The 18,029-nt window shown below is 66.7% G+C and carries 16 protein-coding genes and 2 tRNA genes; 3 read left to right on the top strand and 15 right to left on the bottom strand.

Annotation, left to right across the window (positions count from 1 at the left end):
* From EYS21_RS03495 to leuC, 5 genes are all read right to left on the bottom strand, one after another.
* A complete protein-coding gene (locus EYS21_RS03495; RefSeq protein WP_131131771.1) occupies positions 1-1,053 on the bottom strand; it encodes an NAD(P)H-dependent glycerol-3-phosphate dehydrogenase in 1,053 nt (350 codons plus the stop codon).
* Positions 1,050-1,871 (bottom strand): lysophospholipid acyltransferase family protein, encoded by an 822-nt coding sequence (locus EYS21_RS03490; protein WP_131131770.1) that lies wholly within the window; start codon positions 1,869-1,871, stop codon positions 1,050-1,052. The genes EYS21_RS03495 and EYS21_RS03490 overlap by 4 nt, the downstream gene beginning before the upstream one ends.
* Positions 1,872-1,881: 10 nt before the next feature.
* Positions 1,882-3,207, bottom strand: a complete 1,326-nt coding sequence (gene murA / locus EYS21_RS03485) for a UDP-N-acetylglucosamine 1-carboxyvinyltransferase (RefSeq protein WP_131131769.1) — start codon at positions 3,205-3,207, stop codon at positions 1,882-1,884.
* A 215-nt stretch (positions 3,208-3,422) separates the two neighbouring features.
* On the bottom strand, positions 3,423-4,025 hold the full coding sequence (gene leuD, locus EYS21_RS03480; RefSeq protein ID WP_131131768.1) for a 3-isopropylmalate dehydratase small subunit: 603 nt from the start codon (positions 4,023-4,025) through the stop codon (positions 3,423-3,425).
* A gap of 9 nt (positions 4,026-4,034) precedes the next feature.
* Positions 4,035-5,489: a 3-isopropylmalate dehydratase large subunit gene (gene leuC, locus EYS21_RS03475; RefSeq protein ID WP_131131767.1), complete on the bottom strand. Its 1,455-nt coding sequence runs from the start codon at positions 5,487-5,489 to the stop codon at positions 4,035-4,037.
* Between the two features lie 113 nt (positions 5,490-5,602).
* On the opposite strand from leuC, the gene EYS21_RS03470 reads away from it, so the two are divergent.
* Together EYS21_RS03470 and EYS21_RS03465 are read left to right on the top strand one after the other, a co-directional pair.
* Positions 5,603-6,322: an IclR family transcriptional regulator gene (locus EYS21_RS03470; RefSeq protein ID WP_066292257.1), complete on the top strand. Its 720-nt coding sequence runs from the start codon at positions 5,603-5,605 to the stop codon at positions 6,320-6,322.
* Positions 6,323-6,368: 46 nt separating this feature from the next.
* The gene (locus EYS21_RS03465) at positions 6,369-6,905 is read left to right on the top strand and encodes a DUF1697 domain-containing protein (protein ID WP_131131766.1); all 537 of its coding nucleotides are present in this window, start codon (positions 6,369-6,371) and stop codon (positions 6,903-6,905) included.
* Between the two features lie 57 nt (positions 6,906-6,962).
* Here EYS21_RS03465 and EYS21_RS03460 read toward each other — a convergent pair whose 3' ends face one another.
* The 8 genes from EYS21_RS03460 to EYS21_RS03425 form a co-directional block, all read right to left on the bottom strand.
* On the bottom strand, positions 6,963-8,579 hold the full coding sequence (locus EYS21_RS03460) for a GTPase (protein ID WP_131131765.1): 1,617 nt from the start codon (positions 8,577-8,579) through the stop codon (positions 6,963-6,965).
* On the bottom strand, positions 8,576-10,360 hold the full coding sequence (locus tag EYS21_RS03455; RefSeq protein WP_131131764.1) for a dynamin family protein: 1,785 nt from the start codon (positions 10,358-10,360) through the stop codon (positions 8,576-8,578). Before EYS21_RS03455 ends, EYS21_RS03460 begins: the two co-directional genes overlap by 4 nt.
* A 93-nt stretch (positions 10,361-10,453) precedes the next feature.
* A tRNA-Glu gene (locus tag EYS21_RS03450) sits at positions 10,454-10,526 on the bottom strand.
* A gap of 131 nt (positions 10,527-10,657) precedes the next feature.
* Positions 10,658-10,729: transfer RNA gene (locus tag EYS21_RS03445), tRNA-Gln, on the bottom strand.
* Positions 10,730-10,881: 152 nt separating this feature from the next.
* Complete coding sequence (locus tag EYS21_RS03440; RefSeq protein WP_131131763.1) at positions 10,882-11,619, bottom strand: HAD family hydrolase; 738 nt, start codon at positions 11,617-11,619, stop codon at positions 10,882-10,884.
* Positions 11,619-13,133, bottom strand: a complete 1,515-nt coding sequence (gene gltX / locus EYS21_RS03435; protein ID WP_131131762.1) for a glutamate--tRNA ligase — start codon at positions 13,131-13,133, stop codon at positions 11,619-11,621. The genes EYS21_RS03440 and gltX overlap by 1 nt, the downstream gene beginning before the upstream one ends.
* 57 nt (positions 13,134-13,190) lie before the next feature.
* Entirely contained in the window at positions 13,191-13,967 is a 777-nt protein-coding gene (locus EYS21_RS03430; RefSeq protein WP_131131761.1) for a fumarylacetoacetate hydrolase family protein, read from the bottom strand.
* Positions 13,968-14,008: 41 nt separating this feature from the next.
* Positions 14,009-14,812, bottom strand: coding sequence for an MBL fold metallo-hydrolase (locus EYS21_RS03425; protein ID WP_131131760.1), 804 nt, complete (start codon positions 14,810-14,812; stop codon positions 14,009-14,011).
* A gap of 118 nt (positions 14,813-14,930) precedes the next feature.
* On the opposite strand from EYS21_RS03425, the gene EYS21_RS03420 reads away from it, so the two are divergent.
* Positions 14,931-15,527, top strand: a complete 597-nt coding sequence (locus tag EYS21_RS03420) for a hypothetical protein (protein WP_131131759.1) — start codon at positions 14,931-14,933, stop codon at positions 15,525-15,527.
* A gap of 104 nt (positions 15,528-15,631) precedes the next feature.
* Here EYS21_RS03420 and EYS21_RS03415 read toward each other — a convergent pair whose 3' ends face one another.
* On the bottom strand, positions 15,632-16,744 hold the full coding sequence (locus EYS21_RS03415) for a branched-chain amino acid aminotransferase (RefSeq protein WP_131131758.1): 1,113 nt from the start codon (positions 16,742-16,744) through the stop codon (positions 15,632-15,634).
* Positions 16,745-16,855: 111 nt separating this feature from the next.
* The gene (locus EYS21_RS03410; protein ID WP_131131757.1) at positions 16,856-17,908 is read right to left on the bottom strand and encodes a 3-isopropylmalate dehydrogenase; all 1,053 of its coding nucleotides are present in this window, start codon (positions 17,906-17,908) and stop codon (positions 16,856-16,858) included.
* Positions 17,909-18,029: the final 121 nt, after the last annotated feature.

The following is an 18,029-nucleotide window of genomic DNA, read 5'->3' as shown; positions in this document are numbered from 1 at the left end:
TCAGTAATCGCCTTCAGGTTTCAGGTCCCGGGCCAGCAACAGCGGCCCAAGTTGGTCAACGGAGAGTTTGCCGGCCAGGACGGCCACAACTGCTGCGGTAATGGGCATTTCGACACCGAGCTTGCCGGCCAGTTCGTGTACGGCCTGGCCGGACTTGATCCCTTCGGCGGTCTGCGTCATTTTCTGCGCCACCTCGTCGAGTGTCAGGCCCTGCCCCAGCAGCCGGCCTGCCGTGTGGTTGCGGGACAGCGGCGAGGAGCATGTGGCCACCAGGTCGCCGAGCCCGGCGAGGCCGGCCATCGTCTGGGCCTCGCCGCCGAGGGCCAGTGCCAGCCGCGAGGTTTCAGCCAGGCCCCTGGTGATCACGGAGGCCTTGGTGTTGTCGCCCATCTGCTTGCCCTCGCAGATCCCCACGGCGAGGGCAATGACGTTCTTGACGATGCCGCCGATCTCCACGCCCACGACGTCGGCCGTGGTGTAGGGCCGGAAATAGGGCGCAGTGCAGGTCCGCGCGATCCAGCCGGCAGCTTCCGGATCGGTACAGGCCACCACTGACGCCGTCGGCTCCTCGCGGGCGATTTCCATGGCCAGGTTGGGACCGGATACCACCGCGATGCGGTCGGCGGGGATCCCGAGCTCCTGGCTGATGACCTCGCTCATCCGGGCGTCGGTGTCGAGCTCCAGTCCCTTCATCAGGGACACCACTGTTGCCTGCGGGTCGATCAGCGGCTTCCACTCGCGGAGCTGGAGCCGCAGCGACTGGGCCGGTACGGCCAAAACCACGAGGTCTGCCCCTGCCAGCACCTCTTCCACATCCGTGGACGCGGTGATGCTCTCCGGCAGGGCAATGTCCTTCAGGTACTGGATGTTCCGGTGGATGGTGTTGATTTGCTCCACCACTTCGGGTCGCCGGCCCCACACGCGGATCTGCCGTTCGTCGCCTGCGGCGATGGCGGCATCGGCCAGGATCTTGGCGAAGGTGGTCCCCCAGGAGCCGGCCCCAAGGACAGCAACGGAGCGGGCCGAACCGGGGCGGAGTCCTGCAACCGTCACGTGGCGTCCGCCTCGTCGCCGGCCTGGCTGTCGGCCGCACCTGCGGTTCCGGCAGCCGTATCGGGAGCTGCAGCCTGCTGCCCCCGTTCAACAAAGCGGCCGTGCTTTGCCTGGTTGTGTTTGGCGGGATCCCAGCGCCCGGCGGGTGGCTCTTCGTTCCGGATGCCTGCCAGCAAGGCGGTGACGGCGTCCATGATCGCGTCGGTGGCCGCCGTCAGGGTTGCCTTGTCCAGCGGACGGCCCATGAAGGGGCTGAGGTCTACCGGATCGCCCACCACAACCCGGGACGTCTTGCGCGGAAAGATGTGGAACCGCTTGGCGTAGCGCGGGAAGACTTCGTGGGCGCCCCAGTGCGCGATCGGAACAACGGGAATGCCGCCCTCGAGCGCGAGCCTGGCTGCGCCGGTGTGGCCTTTCATCGGCCACAGGTCCGGGTCCCTGGTCAGGGTGCCTTCAGGGTAGATGATGATGGCCCCGCCCTCGGCGACGATCTCCTGGGCGACCTGCAGCGAGCGGTTGGCTCCCGCCGTCGACCGTTCCACGGGGACCTGCTTCGTGGCCCGCAGGACCCAGCCCAGCACGGGCACCTTGAAGAGTCCGGCCTTCGCCAGGAAGTGCGGAGCACGCTTGTGGTTATAGAGCAGGTGGCCCACGATGAGCGGGTCGATCTCGGTGCAGTGGTTGGGGGCAGCGATGAAGCCGCCGGCGGGCAGCCGGTCCGTGCCCTCCCACTTCTTGTTCATCAGCAGGTTCATCACCGGCCGCACAATACCGGCAACAACCACAAACGTGGCCTGGCTCTTGGCCGATTCCTTCACGTGCCCCCCGCTACTTTGCCGTGGTGATGTCGAAATCGGCGCCGAGGCCTGCCAGCTTTTCCGTGAACCGCTCGTAGCCGCGGTTAATGATGTCGATCCCGGTCACACGGGACGTGCCGGTGGCTGCGAGGGCCGCGATGAGGTGGCTGAAGCCGCCGCGCAGGTCAGGAACGTCGATATCGGTGCCCTTGAGCTGGGTGGGTCCGGAGATGACTGCCGAATGGAGGAAGTTGCGCTGGCCGAAACGGCACGGCACGCTGCCCAGGCATTCGCGGTGCACCTGGATGCTGGCCCCCATCCGGATCAGCGCGTCGGTGAAGCCGAAGCGGTTCTCGTAGACGGTCTCGTGCACAATCGACACGCCTTCAGCCTGGGTAAGCGCCACCACGAGCGGCTGCTGCCAGTCGGTCATGAAGCCGGGGTGCACGTCGGTTTCCAGTACCAGCGGGTTGAGCTTGCCGCCCCGGTGGTAGAAGCGGATGCCGTCCTCGCCGATGTCCATGCCGCCGCCCACCTTCCGGTAGGTGTTGAGGAAGGTCATCATGTCCCGCTGCGAGGCACCTTCAACAAAGATGTCGCCGCGCGTTACGAGCGCCGCTGATGCCCACGACGCCGATTCGTTGCGGTCCGAGAGCGCGCGGTGGTTGTAGCCGCCGAGGTCGCGGACGCCTTCGATGCGGATGGTGCGGTCCGTCTGGACGCTGATGATGGCGCCCATCTTCTGCAGCACGGCGATGAGGTCGATGATTTCCGGTTCCGTCGCAGCACCTGAGAGCTCGGTGATGCCTTCGGCGCGGGTAGCGCTCAGCAGGACCTGCTCGGTGGCTCCCACGGAAGGATAGGGCAGGGAGATCTTGGCCCCGTGCAGGCCCTTGGGCGCGGAGATGTGGATGCCGCCGGGGCGTTTTTCCACGACCGCACCGAACTGGCGCAGCACATTGAGGTGGTAGTCGATGGGCCGGTCGCCGATTTTGCAGCCGCCCAGGTCCGGAATGAAGGCCTCGCCGATGGCGTGGATCAGCGGTCCGCACAGCAGGATCGGAATCCTGGAGTCCCCGGCATGGGCGTCGATGGCGGTGCTGGGGGCGGTCTTGGCCGCCTTGGGATCGAGCGTCAGGTCACCGTTGACGGGATCCTTGGCCACGGTCACCCCGTGCAGCTGCAGGAGGGAGGTGACGACCTCCACGTCCTTGATCTCCGGAACGTTCCGCAACACCGAGGGTTCGTTGCCCAGCAACGCCGCCACCATGGCCTTGGGGACAAGATTCTTGGCCCCGCGGACGGTGACGCGGCCTGTAAGCGGGACTCCGCCGCGGATTGTCAGAACACTACTCATATACCGGTTTCCTTACGATTACTCGCCCCCAAGTCCTTGCAAAGGCTCCAGCTAAGCATAGGAGGTCGCGTTACCGAACCGAAATACGGCGTGCCCAAGCGCGTTGCTGGCATCCTCCGCCGGGCCTGACACGGCAGAAGCAACGCGGGGTCACTTAACGCCGCTCAAGAGGCTTGGGGGCGGCCTTAAGTGACCCCGCGTTGCTTCAGCGGGTCTCAGGAAAGCCGGGCCGGGAGCGTTTTCGGCTTGAAGGCGGGGCGGGTGGCCTCGTAGGCGGAGATGTCCTCTTCGTGCTGGAGCGTCAGGCCGATGTCGTCGAGGCCTTCGAGCAGGCGCCAGCGGGTGTAATCGTCGATCTCGAACGGTGCCACGATGTTGCCGCAGACCACTGTCTTGGACAGCAGGTCAACGGTGACTTCGGTGCCGGGGGCGTTCTCGAGCTCTTTCCAGATCAGCTCGATGTCGTCCTGGGCCAGTTCGGCTGCCAGCAGGCCCTGCTTGCCGGAGTTGCCGCGGAAGATGTCGGCGAACCGGGAGGAGAGGACGGTCTTGAAGCCGTAATCCTTCAGCGCCCAGACGGCGTGCTCGCGGGACGATCCGGTGCCGAAGTCCGGCCCGGCCACCAGGACGGAACCGGCGTTGAAGGGCGCCTGGTTCAGGATGAAGGAGGGGTCCTTGCGCCAGGCGGAAAACAGCGCGTCCTCAAAGCCGGTCCGGGTGATCCGCTTGAGGTAGACCGCCGGGATGATCTGGTCCGTGTCAACGTTGCTCTGGCGCAGCGGGACGCCGAGGCCCGTGTGGGTGGTGAACTTTTCCATGGCGGTCTCCTAGGTTGCGTCGGTGCGGATGGCGGCGGATTCGGGGGCCGGATCAAGGTCCGACGGCGAGCTCAGGGTGCCGCGGATGGCCGTGGCCGCGGCCACCACCGGCGAGACGAGGTGCGTGCGTCCGCCCTTGCCCTGCCGGCCTTCGAAGTTCCGGTTCGAGGTGGAGGCGCAGCGCTCCCCCACTTCCAGCTGGTCCGGGTTCATGCCCAGGCACATGGAGCAGCCTGCGAAGCGCCACTCGGCACCGAAGTCCTTGAACACCTTGTCCAGGCCCTCGGCCTCGGCTTCCAGCCGGACGCGCGCCGAACCGGGAACCACCAGCATGCGGATGTTCGGGTCTTTCTGGCGGCCGCGGACGATGTCGGCGGCGGCGCGCAGATCCTCCATCCGCGAATTGGTGCAGGAGCCCAGGAAGACGGTGTCCACCCGGATCTCCTTCATGGGCGTACCGGCGGTCAGGCCCATGTACTGCAGGGCGCGCTCTGCGGCAGCCTTGGCGTTCTCGTCGCCGAAGTCCTCCGGGGACGGAACGGAGGACGAGAGCGATACGCCCTGGCCCGGGTTGGTCCCCCAGGTGACGAACGGCTCGAGCGTGTCGGCGTCCAGGTCCACCTCGACGTCGAAGGTCGCGTCGTCGTCGGTGCGCAGGGTGTTCCAGTACTCGACGGCGGCGTCCCACTCTGCGCCCTGCGGGGCGTGCGGGCGGCCAAGCATGTAGTCGTAGGTGGTCTGGTCCGGCGCGACGAGGCCGGCACGGGCCCCTGCTTCGATGGACATGTTGCAGATGGTCATGCGGGCATCCATGGACAGCGCACGGATGGCTGAGCCGCGGTATTCCAGGACATAGCCCTGGCCGCCGCCGGTGCCGATCTTGGCGATCACGGCGAGGATGATGTCCTTGGCCGTCACGCCCGGACGCAGGGCGCCCTCGACGTTGATGGCCATGGTCTTGAACGGCTTCAGCGACAGGGTCTGGGTGGCCATGACATGCTCCACCTCGGACGTTCCGATGCCCATCGCGAGGGCGCCGAACGCGCCGTGCGTGGACGTGTGCGAGTCGCCGCAGACCACGGTCATGCCGGGCTGGGTCAGGCCCAGCTGCGGTCCGACGACGTGGACGATGCCCTGCTCGGCGTCCCCCAGCGAATGCAGCCGGACGCCGAACTCGGCGCAGTTGTTCCGCAGGGTCTGGATCTGGGTACGGCTGGTCAGGTCAGCAATGGGCTTGTCGATGTCCAGCGTGGGAGTGTTGTGGTCCTCGGTGGCAATGGTGAGGTCCGGGCGCCGCAGCTTCCGCCCCGCCAGCCGCAGGCCCTCAAAAGCCTGCGGGGAGGTCACCTCATGGACGAGGTGCAGGTCGATGAAGAGAAGGTCGGGCTGGGCGTTGGCTCCTTCGCCGTCGCCTTTGCGCACCACGTGCGCGTCCCAGACTTTCTCGGCCAGTGTCTTTGCCACGGCCATCTCCCTTCACTGCTGTTTGGCTGTCAAGCTCCACTGAATCAGGGCGGCCGGGCAAATCGCCAGCCGAAACATTTGCATCTCAGATAATGAGACGGCAATATCATTACATGGACAATTCTAGTGGAGTCGGTGTCATTGATAAAGCGGCCCATGTGCTTGACGCACTTGAGGCCGGGCCCACCACCCTGGCGCAGCTTGTGGCTGCCACAGGCCTCGCCCGGCCCACTGTCCACAGGCTTGCCCTGGCCCTGGTCCACCACCGGCTGGTCAGCCGCGACATCCAGGGCCGGTTCGTGCTTGGCAGCAGGCTCGTTGAGCTGGCCTCCGCCGCCGGCGAGGACCGACTGATCGCCTCCGCGGGACCGGTCCTGATGCAGCTTCGTGACGCCACCGGCGAGAGCGCCCAGATCTTCCGCCGCCAGGGTGACTGGCGTGTCTGCGTTGCCTCTGCTGAGCGCCCCATCGGTCTCCGGGACACCATCCCGGTGGGTACCCAGCTTTCCATGAAGGCCGGCTCCGCGGCCCAGGTCCTGCTCGCGTGGGAAGACCATGACCGCCTCCTCGAGGGCCTCCAGTCCGCACGCTTTACGCCCACTGTCCTGGCAGGAGTCCGACGGCGGGGCTGGGGCCAGAGCCTCGGCGAACGCGAGCCTGGGGTCGCGTCAGTGTCCGCACCGGTCCGTGGTCCGTCCGGCCGCGTCATTGCGGCAGTTTCGATCTCGGGCCCCATCGAGCGCCTCACCCGCCAGCCGGGCCGGCTGCACGCCGAAGTGGTCTGCAATGCAGGGCGGATCCTCACCGAAGCGCTGCGCAAGAACAACGACTAGGACCTCCCTCCGGTCCCCGGAGTCCCGCCGCCGCTAGGCTTTCGGCATGAACAGCTACGCAGTCTTCCTCCGCGGCATCAACGTGGGCGGAATCAACATCAAAATGGCGGATCTTAAGACGGCGCTGGAACCCACGGGCTTCGACGGCGTCAAAACCCTGCTGGCCAGCGGCAACGTGGTGCTGGCCAGCGGGCTGGCCCCCGCCGCGGTGAAAAAGACGTTCGAGGACTGCCTCCGGAAATCCTTCGGCTATGACGCCTGGGTGGTTGTCCTGTCTGCACGGCGCGTGTCGGAGCTCGTGGACGCCTGCCCTTATCCGGACGACGACAAGTCGACCCACACCTACATCACGCTGGCGTCAGACACGGCCGCACTTGATGAGCTGGACGCGGCCGGGGCGGCGCTCGAAGGATCGGAACAGAAACGGCTCGGTCCCGAAGCACTGGCCTGGCTTGCGCCCGCCGGCGGTACCCTGGACAGCCCCTTCAGCAAGATCTCGTCCAAGGCAAAATACAAGGCAACCACCACCACGCGGAACCTGCGGACCCTGGTCAAAGTCCGCGACGCGGCAGCAGCCCTTTAGTAGCCGGCAGCTTGGCGGAGGGGCGGACCTGGGCCTCAGGCTTCTGCGGCAGGGTCCCTACTTTGCACCTGCCTTATCCAGGGAGGTATTAAATGACCTGAGCCGGGCCACCTCCACTTCGACCGGTTCGACCACAAGCTCCTCGGCGACGTTCCCGACGGCGGTCCTGAGCCGTTTCCTGGCGGTGGCTGCCCGCCCACGGGCGGCCGCGGCCCCGATGAACTTCCCTGTCAGCGCCAGGAAGATTCCAAGAACCGCTCCCCCGGCGATCATCAGCGTGGGGACCGGCCAGCCTTCAACCCGCGGCACGTCCGGGACGGGCAACTGGAGGTATCCGAGTCCGGCCAGCACTCCGAGCCATCCGAGGCCGCCGAGCACTGTCAGCAGCGCAAGCCACTGGACAAGGTTGAAGAGTGGCCACCACCAGGACTTCCGAGCCGCCGACAGGTCCGTACCGGCTATCGCCTGGTCCAGGGCGTCAGGGAGGCGTTCCCTGCCTTCACGGGCGGCACCACGGATCGCAGCCCGCCATGGGCCCGGCGCACCGGCGCTGGCGTCGTCGGCGAACTGTCGGACGGCGGCATCCGTCCGGGCGCGTTCGGGAGCGCCGGCCGGGGGCAGTGACGTGCGGCTGAGCTCGGCCGGAGACGTGCTGCGAAGATTCAGCCGCCGGAGCGGGTCGGGCCGGAACTTCAGCAGCCAGCGCGTCACCGGCCACCCGGTGCGGTGGGCTGACTCCAGCCGGTAGGAGCGGTCCACGGCCGCTACCACCAGGGGCACGTTGGCGGCTGTGGCCAGCTCGTCCGCAAGCCGCGCCTTTGAACCGGCCCTGACGCCGGCGGCCTCCCCGTCCCCCGAGACCTCCCGCAGCTGCCGGGATGCGCGCGCCACATCGGCGGTGAGCCGTTGTGCAGAGGCCTGGCGTTGCAGGACCACGTGCCGGATGGCGGCCCTGACCCGGTCCACCCCCGCGCCCGTCACCGCCGAGGCGCCGATGACCTGGACTGAGCCCAGGCCGTCCCTGGCGAGGATCCCCTGCAGCGATTCCAGCACCGGCCGGACGTCACGGTCGGGCAGCCTGTCGGTCTGGTTGAGCACCACCAGTGTGACGGCGCCGTGCGCCGCCAGCGGAGCCAGGAAGTCGTTGTGCACGGCGGCATCGGCGTATTTCTGCGGGTCGAGCACCCAGACCAGGACGTCCACCAGGCCGACCATCCGCTGCACGATGTCACGGTTGGCGGCCCTGGTGGAGTCAAAGTCCGGCAGGTCGAGAAGTATCAGCCCGGTTTCGTCATCCGCGAGGCCGTCCACCGGCGTGGCATGGTGCCGGCTGCGCACGTCGAGCCAGTCCAGCAGGGGGTCGCTGCCGTCCGCTCCCCAGACTCCCGCAAGGGGTTCCGTGGTGGTCGGCCGGCGGACGGCCGCCGTCGCAATCTCCGCGCCGCTGACGGCATTGAACAGGGATGATTTACCGCTGCCGGTGGCGCCGAAAAACCCGACCACCGTGTGGTCCGCTGACAGGGAACGCCGGGACGCCGCGCGTTCCAGCAGCCGGAGCACGTCCTCCAGCACGTCGTCGGGCAGGACGCCTTCGGCGAGTTCGCGGGCATCGTTGAGGGCTTCAAGCCTGCCGTCCAGCTGCGAGGACACCCGGGCGCTGCCGTGGCGGCTCATGCAGCGTCCGCAAGACGGGTCAGCGCGGCCGCCTGGCCTGCCAGCACGCCGGGGTCCGGGGGCCCTTCAGGCAGCCGGTCAAGGAACTTGCGTTGCTCGGCCTGCAGCAGCCGCAGGCACCGCTGATGGAGGTCCTCCCGCGCCGTTTTGGCCAGCCGGCGGACCGCGTCCTCACCGAAGACCGCTTCCAGCAGTTTCTGGCCCACAACGGCGGTGCCGCCGGCCACGCCAACTTCCAGGCCGGTGAGCCCGGCTGTCATCGAAAACACCACAATCATCAGCGCCGCGCCCAGGCCATTGATGCCGAAGGACAGCCACCTGGCCTGCGTGCGCTTCCCCTGCCCTTCGGTGCGGATCAGTTCCATCAGGCCTGCCTGCCACGCCCGGATCTCCGCGGCAACCGTGGCAGCAAAATCCGGGGCTGTCCCGGAAAGGTCCGCGGTTCCCAGCAGCTGCCTGCCTGCGGGGTCCGTACGCCACCTCCGGTCGACTTCCTCGGCAGCATTGGCGGCTTCATCGAGGATGACTGCCTGCAGCCCGGTTTCGATGGCAGCCTCAACCCTGACGGCGGGCGGAGGTTCGCCGCGGAAGAACGCGCCCGCCCGGTCGCGGAACCGTCCGATGCCCTGTTCAAGGCTGCGGAAGAACTCACCGGTGCCCACAAAGTCCTGCCAGCGGGCGAGCACCTCCCCACGGAGCAGGGCGCCGTCCTTGGTGGCATCGAGGATGCGGCCCGCCGCTTGTTCGTAGGCATCAACGGCGCTGGCCTGGAGCATTGCTCTGGCCTCCCGCTGCTCCTCCTGGGCCCGCGCCATGCTGCCTATCCGGCCCGCCAGTGCCTTGATGCTTCCGTTCAGGGTCCGGCGGGCAATTTGCGACCGTCCCGTGGCGTCCGCGGCCAGGTCCTTCAGCCACGTCCGCAGGGGCTCTACCGCGGCCCGCGGCAGCATGCCCAGGGGGTCAAGCTCAGCCTCCGCTACGAGGAACAGGCGGGCTGAGCCCAGGCCCTCCCTGCGCAGCAGCGCCTGCAGGTCGGCGCTGACTTCCGCCTCTGCCCCCGCCGGTACGCGGTCCAGCACCACGGCCACCAGGATGTCGCGGGACGCGGCATCCAGGAGCAGCTTCCAGGGAACGGCGTCCGCATAACGGTTCGCAGTGGTGACGAACACCCACAAATCCGCGGCGGCAAGCAACTGCCCGGCCAGCCTGCGGTTGTCATCGGCGATGGAGTCGACGTCGGGTGCATCAAGCAAGGCGATGCCCTGCGGAACGGCCCCATCCGCGACCAGCACCAGGGACGAGATCGCGGCTGCGTCCGGCGTTGCGCCGGCCCTGCCGGCCGGGAGGGCATCCGCGGACGCGGCGCCCCTGACACGGCTGAGGCCGGGCAGGACGCGCAGCCCTTCGAACCAGCCGGCATCCGCCGGATGGTGCAGCAGGATGGGTTGCCGCGTGGTGGGCCTGATGGCGCCCGTCCGGGTGACGGCGTGCCCTGCGATTCCGTTCACGAGGGTCGACTTCCCTGCGCCGGTGGAACCCCCGACGACGGCAAGCAGGGGTGCATCCAGGCTGCGGTACCGGGGCAGGATGTAGTCATCCAGCTGTGCGATGGCGTTCCGGACGTCGAGCCGGGTCTGTTCAACCCCCGGCGTCGACAACGGAAGGGTGACCCGGGACAGCTCCAGACGCACGGCCTCCAGCAGGTCAACCGCAGCTGACGCGGCCGCGGGCGGGTCGTGCTGGCGGCGTGTTGGCTGCCCGGGCTCGTTATCGGTGGTCACAGCATCATCATGCCAGTTCAAGGACGGGCAGGGCCGGGAAGTGCCGGAAACGAAAAACGGCCCCGGGCTGATGCCCGGGACCGTCTTATTCTGTGACCCCAGCGGGATTCGAACCCGCGTTACCGCCGTGAGAGGGCAGCGTACTAGGCCGCTATACGATGGGGCCGCGTACTTCCTTCAACAGCATTTCTGCCGTTCAGGCTAAGTGAGTATTTCATACACTCGGCCGGTGTTTCAAATCGGACGAACCGGCTTGAAACCCCTGATTTTCCGCGGAAATCCGTGGATTTATCAGAGCTGGGATACCAGGACTCGAACCTAGAATGACGGTACCAGAAACCGTAGTGTTGCCAATTACACCATATCCCAATGGAACTTTCGGGCCGGATCCGCAGGTCTAAACCAGCGCTCCCGGCGCCTCAGCACGAGTAATTACTTTACCCGAGACTTTTCCAGCGCACAAATCGATCGGCCGTTAGGTGGGTCACACCGGCCTGTGGCGCCTTCCAACGCCTCCCACGTCAGGCCAAAATCCCCGCCAGGGAGCTGACCTCGTAGCCGGCAAAGCCCTCCCGTGGCTCCCCCACCCTGTTGAGCCAGACACCCAGCAGGCCGGCCGCCGTCGAACCTTCCGCATCCAGCATCCGGTTGTCGCCGACATACAGGGTGTCCGCGGGGCGGGTGCCAAGGAGGCGTACGCCCTCGAGGTAGATGGCCGGCCCGGGCTTGGCCACCCCCACGGTGTCGGTGCCGACCAGGCGCTTGATCCGGTCCAGCCCGGCGCCGTCAAGTTTGGCCCGCTGGTAATCATGGACGTTGTTGCTCACGGCGCCATAGGGAACTCCGGCAGCATCCAGGGCGTCAAGGAGCGGTACAACGTCCTCGAACGCCCTGACGTAGCCCGGCTGGATACGCCCGTAGTTGGAGAGCCACTGGTGGGCCTCCTCGCCGTCGGCCAGGTCCACGCCGAAGTGCCCCAGGGCTGCGCGGCCGCGCAGCAGACGCTGGTCGTTGAAGGTGAGCTCACCGGCCAGGTACCGGTCGTAGTAGTGCGTGGTTTCGTGGGTGAAGATCCTGCCGAACCTCTCCCACCCTGTCTGGTCCAGGCCGGGCAGGAGGTGTTCGCTGACCTCGCGCAGGGCGGTGGTCATGGCGTATTCGAGGTCCACCAGGGTGTCGTCTATGTCGAAGAGAATCCCCCTGATGGTCCCGAACGGCGTCTTCAGGAATCCGTCAGCCGGCTGGCTGGTGTCTTTCATCAGCCGCGGAAGGTGCGGAGGCGGGCAAGGGAGGAGTCCTTGCCGAGGATGACCATCGATTCGAACAGCGGCGGCGAGATCCGGCGCCCGGCGATCGCCGTACGGACGGGACCGAAGGCCAGCCGCGGCTTGATGCCGAGGTCCTCCACGAGGGCCTGCTTCAGGGCCGCCTGGATGTTCTCCGGGTTCCAGTCCTCAACGGGTTCCAGTGCCGCGATGGCAGCGTCGAGGACCTCGGTGAGGTTCTCCGGCAGGCCCTTCTGGGCGTCATCGGCAACGTCGATGGCGTCGTCGGATTTGAACAGGAAGCCCAGCATCTCGGGTGCCTCGCCGAGCAGGGTAATGCGCTCCTGGACCAGGGGCGCGGCTTCGGTGAGGATTTCCTCCTGGCGCGTGCTCAGCTGTTCCCCCACGAACCCGGCTGACTGCAGGTACGGGACAAGCCGGTTCCGGAAGTCTTCGGGGTTGAGCAGGCGGATGTGCGTGCCGTTGATTGCTTCCGCCTTTTTGATGTCGAACCGTGCCGGGTTCGCCAGGACGTCCTTGACGTCAAAGAATTCAATCAGCTGGTCCACGGTGAAGATGTCCTCATCGGCAGACAGGCTCCAACCCAGCAGTGAGAGGTAGTTCAGCAGGCCTTCGGGAATGAACCCGCGGTCGCGCAGCAGGAACAGGTTGGACTGCGGGTCACGCTTGGACAGCTTTTTGTTGCCCTCCCCCATCACGTACGGGAGGTGGCCAAAGAGCGGCAGGTAGCTGGCGACGCCGATCTCCATGAGGTAGCGGATCAGCACAACCTGGCGGGGCGTGGAAGACAGGAGGTCCTCGCCGCGCAGCACGTGCGTGATCCCCATCAGGGCGTCGTCCACGGGGTTCACCAGCGTGTACAGCGGCGAGCCGTCAGCGCGGACGATGACGTAGTCCGGGATGCTGCCGGCTTTGAACGTGATCTCGCCGCGGACCAGGTCGGTAAAGACGACGTCCTCGTCGGGCATGCGGACGCGCAGCACGGGCTTGCGGCCCTCGGCCTTGAACGCGGCGAGCTGCTCGTCGGTGAGTTCGCGGTCAAAGTTGTCGTAGCCGAGCTTCGGGTCGCGGCCGGCAGCACGGTGGCGGGCCTCGACCTCTTCCGGCGACGAGTAGCATTCGTAGGCGAAACCGGCCTCGAGGAGCTTGGCGACAACGTCCTTGTAAAGGTCCAGCCGCTGCGACTGCCGGTACGGCTCGTGCGGACCACCGACCTCCACGCCCTCTTCCCAGGTGATCCCCAGCCACTTCAGGGCTTCCAGCAGCTGCTGGTAGCTCTCTTCCGAGTCGCGTGCCGCGTCCGTATCCTCGATGCGGAACACAAATGTGCCCTTGGTGTGCTTGGCATGGGCCCAGTTGAACAGGGCGGTCCGGATCAGGCCCACGTGCGGTGTCCCGGTCGGTGACGGGCAGAACCGGACGCGCACCGGAGTATCGGCAGTGACGGTCGGGATGGAGGCAGCAGAAGACGCAGAAGCAGTAGTCATAGTGGCTCCAACTTTACCGCTTGCCGGAGGATGCGCCCGCCCGGATCGCGCCGACCGTCAGCGGCGCACGATGGGGTTGGACAGGCGCCCGATCCCTTCGATCTCCACTTCAAAGCGGTCGCCGGCCTGCACCAGGCCCACGCCTGCCGGCGTTCCGGTCATGATGACGTCGCCGGGCAGCAGGGTGAATGCCTGCGACACGATGGACACGAGTTCGCGGACGCCGCGGATCATCTGGCTGGTGCTGCCGTCCTGCCGGAGCTCGCCGTTCAGCCTGCCCTGGATCTGGAGGTCTTCGGTGTCCAGTTCCGTCTCGATCCACGGGCCCAGGGGCGCTGAGGTGTCGAAGCCCTTGGCCCGGGCCCACTGGAGGTCCGTTTTCTGGACGTCGCGGGCGGTGAGGTCGTTGCCGCAGGTGTAGCCGAAGATGACGTCGTCGACGCGTTCTTCCGGGACGTCCTTGCAGATCCGGCCGATGACCACGCACAGCTCGGCCTCGAAGGAGACTTCCTCGGAGAATTCGGGCAGAACGATGGGGTCGTTCGGGCCCACCACGGATGTGTTGGGCTTCAGGAACAGCAGCGGCTGGGCGGGTACTTCGTTGCCCAGCTCGTGGGCGTGCTCGACGAAGTTGCGCCCGACGCCGATCACCTTGCTGCGGGGAATGATCGGCGCGAGTAGGCGGACGTCTTCGAGCTTGTGGTGGACCGCAGTGCGCTCCACGCCGTTGAAGAACGGGTCACCGTGGATGACAGTGATTTCCTCACTGCCTGGCTGGCCCTCCACAATGCCGTAGAGGGGATCAGAATCGACTACAAACCTGGCAATACGCATGGTTCCCAGCCTACCGTCTCCGGCCGCCGCGGCTGTCGCGCTCAGCCGGGCCCGGCTGCTCCACGGAGGTAGTCGAGCTGGGCTGCTACCGACATTTCGGCAGCGCGCCGGACGGAAGGCCCGACGTCGGAATACACGGCGTCGGTCACGTCACCGACGGCGGCGTCCCGGCCCAGCCGGTCCAGGGCGGCGCGGATCTGCGACAGCCGTTCCTGGCGGTGGTCGCGGTAGGCACGGACGATCGCTTCGAGCGAAGGCAACACCGGACCGTGGGCGGGAAGGACCATGGCCGCCCCCAGCGACTCCAGTGTGTCGAGGGAGGCAAGGTAGTCCCCGAGCGTCCCGTCGGGGTAGTCCAGCATGGTGGTGCCGCGCCCCAGGATGGTGTCGCCGGTCAGGACTGAGCCCTGCGGGCCGTCGCCAGGGAGGTGGAAGCAGGCGGAATCGGAGGTGTGGCCGGGGGTGGCCAGGACCCGGATTTCCAGGCCGGCCGCCCGGACGGTCTCACCGTCCAGCAGCGGAGCCCCGCCGCCGTCGCAATGGGCGGGGTCGACAGCACGCACCGGGGCTCCCGTCAGCTGGTGCAGGATGGCTGAGCCGGCTGTGTGGTCAGCGTGCCGGTGCGTGATGAGAATGAGTTCAACCGGTCCGGCGTCCGCGAGGGCCCGGAGGTGGGCTTCGTCCAGCGGGCCGGGGTCCACCACAACGGCGCCCGGGTTGCCATCTGCCTGTAATACGTAGGAGTTGGTGCCCTCCAGGCTCATGGGTCCCGGGTTGGGGGCCAGGATGAACTGCGTCAGCGCTGAGCTGCGCTGCAGGAAGGATCCGGAAGCTGAAGTCACCATCCCATCTTTGCATCCTCTCCTCCACAGCCGCCCCCTCCGGAATAGAAAGACGCACAGGCAGGGTTGAGCACCAGTGAAGACCACACCCCCCTCCATCAGGAAGCCTGAACCAGACATCATGAGCACCACAACCACACTTGCCGATCTCCTCGCCGAGGCCGACTCTGCCGGCCATGACCACGCTGCAACGGAGAAGAACAGCGGACTCCTCCACATCCACAACCATGAAACCGGCGCCGTAGTGTGGTTCCCCACGTGGCAGAAGTTCCGCGAGACCTCCGACTGGCGCGAGGCGGTGGATGACTATGCCGGGGATCTCAGGGCTGGTTCACAGTTGGTGGAAAAAGTGGCGGCCCGATCGCTGGCCCGAGGGCTGGAGTCACTCCTGAAGCGCGCCGCGGCAGCGAGTGATGCGAATATCTTTGTCCAGGAAAACCTGACCAGGCACTTGACCCGGACCTGGGCTATTGCCGACGCCGTCGCCGAGGTAACTGGGACGGCACTGCCAACCGGGCGCACCGTGCCAACCATCTTTGCCGACTACCCCTATGACGTGTACGCGCAGGACGGCGGCGTGTTCGCCACGACGCTGTGGAACGACGTCATCGACGCCCGCCGCAACCAGGCCCTTGCTGACGAAGCCGCCCGCAAGGCCCTGAAACCGGTCTCCCGAAAAGCCCTCAAGAACGCTGCCCGGAAGGCCGCCCGGCGCTGAGCCACCCAAAAACAGCGACGCGGGGTCACTTAAAGCCCATCCCCGTGGCGGGAATGGGCCATAAGTGACCCCGCGTTGTGGTTGGTCAGGCCGAAAAAGTGGGCCTACGCGAGGCGGGTCAGCCAGCCATGGGTGTCCGGGACGGTGCCGGTCTGGATGCCCAGGAGCTGCTCGCGGATGGCCATGGTGGTCTCCCCCGCTTTGGCGTCCTCGGAGCCGATGAATTCGGTGGCGTCCTTGAGCACGCCGATGGGAGTGATCACGGCCGCGGTTCCGCAGGCGAACACCTCGGTGATGTCGCCGGAGGCAACGCCGTCGCGCCATTCGTCCAGGGTGATCTTGCGCTCGGTGACGTCGCGGCCCATGTCCTTGGCCACCTGGATGACGGACAACCGGGTGATGCCCTCAAGGATGGTCCCCGTGAGCGCGGGCGTGACCAGCGAACCGTCCTTCATCACAAAAAAGACGTTCATGCCGCCGAGCTCTTCAACGGCGTTGTCGTTGAACTGGTCCAGGAAGAGAACCTGCTTGCAGCCGTTGGCTTCGGCCTCCTGCTGGGCGATCAGCGATGCGGCGTAGTTGCCGCCGCACTTGGCTGCACCGGTGCCGCCGCGGCCGGCGCGGGCGTATTCACGGGAGATCCAGATGGAGACCGGCTTCAGCTCGCCGCCGAAGTAGTTGCCGGCCGGCGAGGCGATGACCCGGAAGGACACCTCGCGTGCTGCGCGGACACCCAGGAACGCCTCGGTGGCGATCATGAAGGGGCGCAGGTAAAGGGCTTCGCCGTCGCCGCCGGGAACCCATTCCTTGTCCGCAGCCACCAGTTCACGGATGGCGCCGAGGAAGTACTCCGCCGGAAGCTCCGGCAGGGCCAGCCTGCGGGCTGAACTGTTCAGCCGGGCGGCGTTGGCTTCCGGACGGAACGTCCAGACGGAGCCGTCCGCGTGGCGGTAGGCCTTGAGGCCTTCGAAGATCTCCTGGCCATAGTGCAGCACGGCTGCCGACGGATCGAGGCTGATGGGTCCGTAGGCTTCAACGCGTGCGTTGTGCCAACCGCCGTTGCCGCTCTCGTCGACGCTGTAGTCGACGACGGCCGTGTGGTCGGTGAAGTAGTTGCCGAATCCCGGGTTGGCCAGGATGGCTGCACGCTCTTCAGCTGACTTCGGGGTTGCCGAGGGCTGCTGGTTGAATTCGACGCCAGGGGCAGTCTGAGTCATGGTTCCTCCACGATCGGCTGCCCGTGGACGTGGTTCATCCTTGAACCTCAGGGCAGCATTTGGTGATTCGAAACTAGCTTACGCCGGTTAACCGAGTCTCAAGAGCACGGCCTAGAGCGCGGCGGCGATGGCATCCCCGATGGCACTGGTGGTGCGGGAGCCGCCGTCGCGGTTTTCGACGTCGGTGATGACCGCCGCTTCGATCTTCCGGGCCGCTTCGGTGTAGCCGAGGTGGTCCAGCAGGAGGACCGCCGACAGGATGGCGGCAGTGGGATCCGCCTTCTGCTGGCCGGCGATGTCCGGGGCCGAGCCATGGACTGGTTCGAACATGGACGGAGCTGTGCGGTCCATGTTGATGTTGCCCGAGGCGGCCAGCCCGATGCCGCCGGTGATGGCCGCGGCGAGGTCGGTCAGGATGTCGCCGAACAGGTTGTCCGTGACAATGACGTCAAAGCGTGACGGGTCGGTGACCATGAAGATCGTGGCGGCGTCGACGTGGAGGTAGTCGTGGGTGACCTCCGGGAACTCCTTGGCCACGGCCTCGACGGTCCGCTTCCACAGATGGCCGGCGAAGACCAGGACGTTGTGCTTGTGGACCAGGGTGACATGCTTGCGTTCGCGTGCGCTGGCGCGGCGGAAAGCGTCCCGGACCACACGCTCCACGCCGTGCGCCGTGTTCAGTGAAACCTCGGTGGCCACTTCGTGCGGCGTACCGCCCCGCAGCGTGCCGCCGTTGCCGACGTAGGGCCCCTCGGTCCCTTCGCGGACGACGATGAAATCGATGGTTCCGGGGTTGGCCAACGGGCTGCCCACGGTGCCAAAGAGCCGGGACGGCCGCAGGTTAACGTAGTGGTCCAGGCTGAAGCGGAGCTTGAGCAGCATCTCCCGTTCGATGATGCCGGACGGGATCCTGGTGTCGCCCGGGGCAGCACCCACAGCGCCGAAGAGGATCGCGTCACGCGTCCGCAGGTCCTCAAGGACTTCGTCCGGAAGGGTCTCGCCGGTGGCCAGCCAGTGCTCGGCGCCGAGCTTGTAGTGGTGCAGCTCGAGGTCAACGCCTTCGGCGGCGACGGCCTTTTCGAGGACCTTCAGTGCCTCGGCAATGACCTCGGGGCCAATGCCGTCACCGGGAATGACAGCGAGATTGATGGTGGATGCGCTCATGGTCCAAGAATATTTAGGGAATCCGCATGCCGGACAATCAGTCTCAACTATTGAGACGTCCGCTCCGGTCAGGCCGTGGTCGAACGGCGCCTCTTGGTCCTGCCAGCTGTGGCCGGCCACA

The sequence above is a fragment of the Arthrobacter sp. S39 genome (assembly GCF_004320525.1).
Taxonomy (GTDB): Bacteria; Actinomycetota; Actinomycetes; order Actinomycetales; family Micrococcaceae; genus Arthrobacter.
Note: the sequence above shows the minus strand (reverse complement) of the source record. Positions and strands in the feature narration are given on the sequence as shown.

Bases quoted from the DNA above. Each gene is read 5' to 3' on its own strand.
- murA (WP_131131769.1), bottom strand. From the start codon at position 3,207: ATGAGTAGTGTTCTGACAATCCGCGGCGGAGTCCCGCTTACAGGCCGC.
- leuD (WP_131131768.1), bottom strand. From the start codon at position 4,025: ATGGAAAAGTTCACCACCCACACGGGCCTCGGCGTCCCGCTGCGCCAG.
- EYS21_RS03470 (WP_066292257.1), top strand. From the start codon at position 5,603: ATGGACAATTCTAGTGGAGTCGGTGTCATTGATAAAGCGGCCCATGTG.
- EYS21_RS03465 (WP_131131766.1), top strand. From the start codon at position 6,369: ATGAACAGCTACGCAGTCTTCCTCCGCGGCATCAACGTGGGCGGAATC.
- EYS21_RS03460 (WP_131131765.1), bottom strand. From the start codon at position 8,579: ATGAGCCGCCACGGCAGCGCCCGGGTGTCCTCGCAGCTGGACGGCAGG.
- EYS21_RS03440 (WP_131131763.1), bottom strand. From the start codon at position 11,619: ATGAAAGACACCAGCCAGCCGGCTGACGGATTCCTGAAGACGCCGTTC.
- gltX (WP_131131762.1), bottom strand. From the start codon at position 13,133: ATGACTACTGCTTCTGCGTCTTCTGCTGCCTCCATCCCGACCGTCACT.
- EYS21_RS03430 (WP_131131761.1), bottom strand. From the start codon at position 13,967: ATGCGTATTGCCAGGTTTGTAGTCGATTCTGATCCCCTCTACGGCATT.
- EYS21_RS03425 (WP_131131760.1), bottom strand. From the start codon at position 14,812: ATGGTGACTTCAGCTTCCGGATCCTTCCTGCAGCGCAGCTCAGCGCTG.
- EYS21_RS03420 (WP_131131759.1), top strand. From the start codon at position 14,931: ATGAGCACCACAACCACACTTGCCGATCTCCTCGCCGAGGCCGACTCT.
- EYS21_RS03415 (WP_131131758.1), bottom strand. From the start codon at position 16,744: ATGACTCAGACTGCCCCTGGCGTCGAATTCAACCAGCAGCCCTCGGCA.
- EYS21_RS03410 (WP_131131757.1), bottom strand. From the start codon at position 17,908: ATGAGCGCATCCACCATCAATCTCGCTGTCATTCCCGGTGACGGCATT.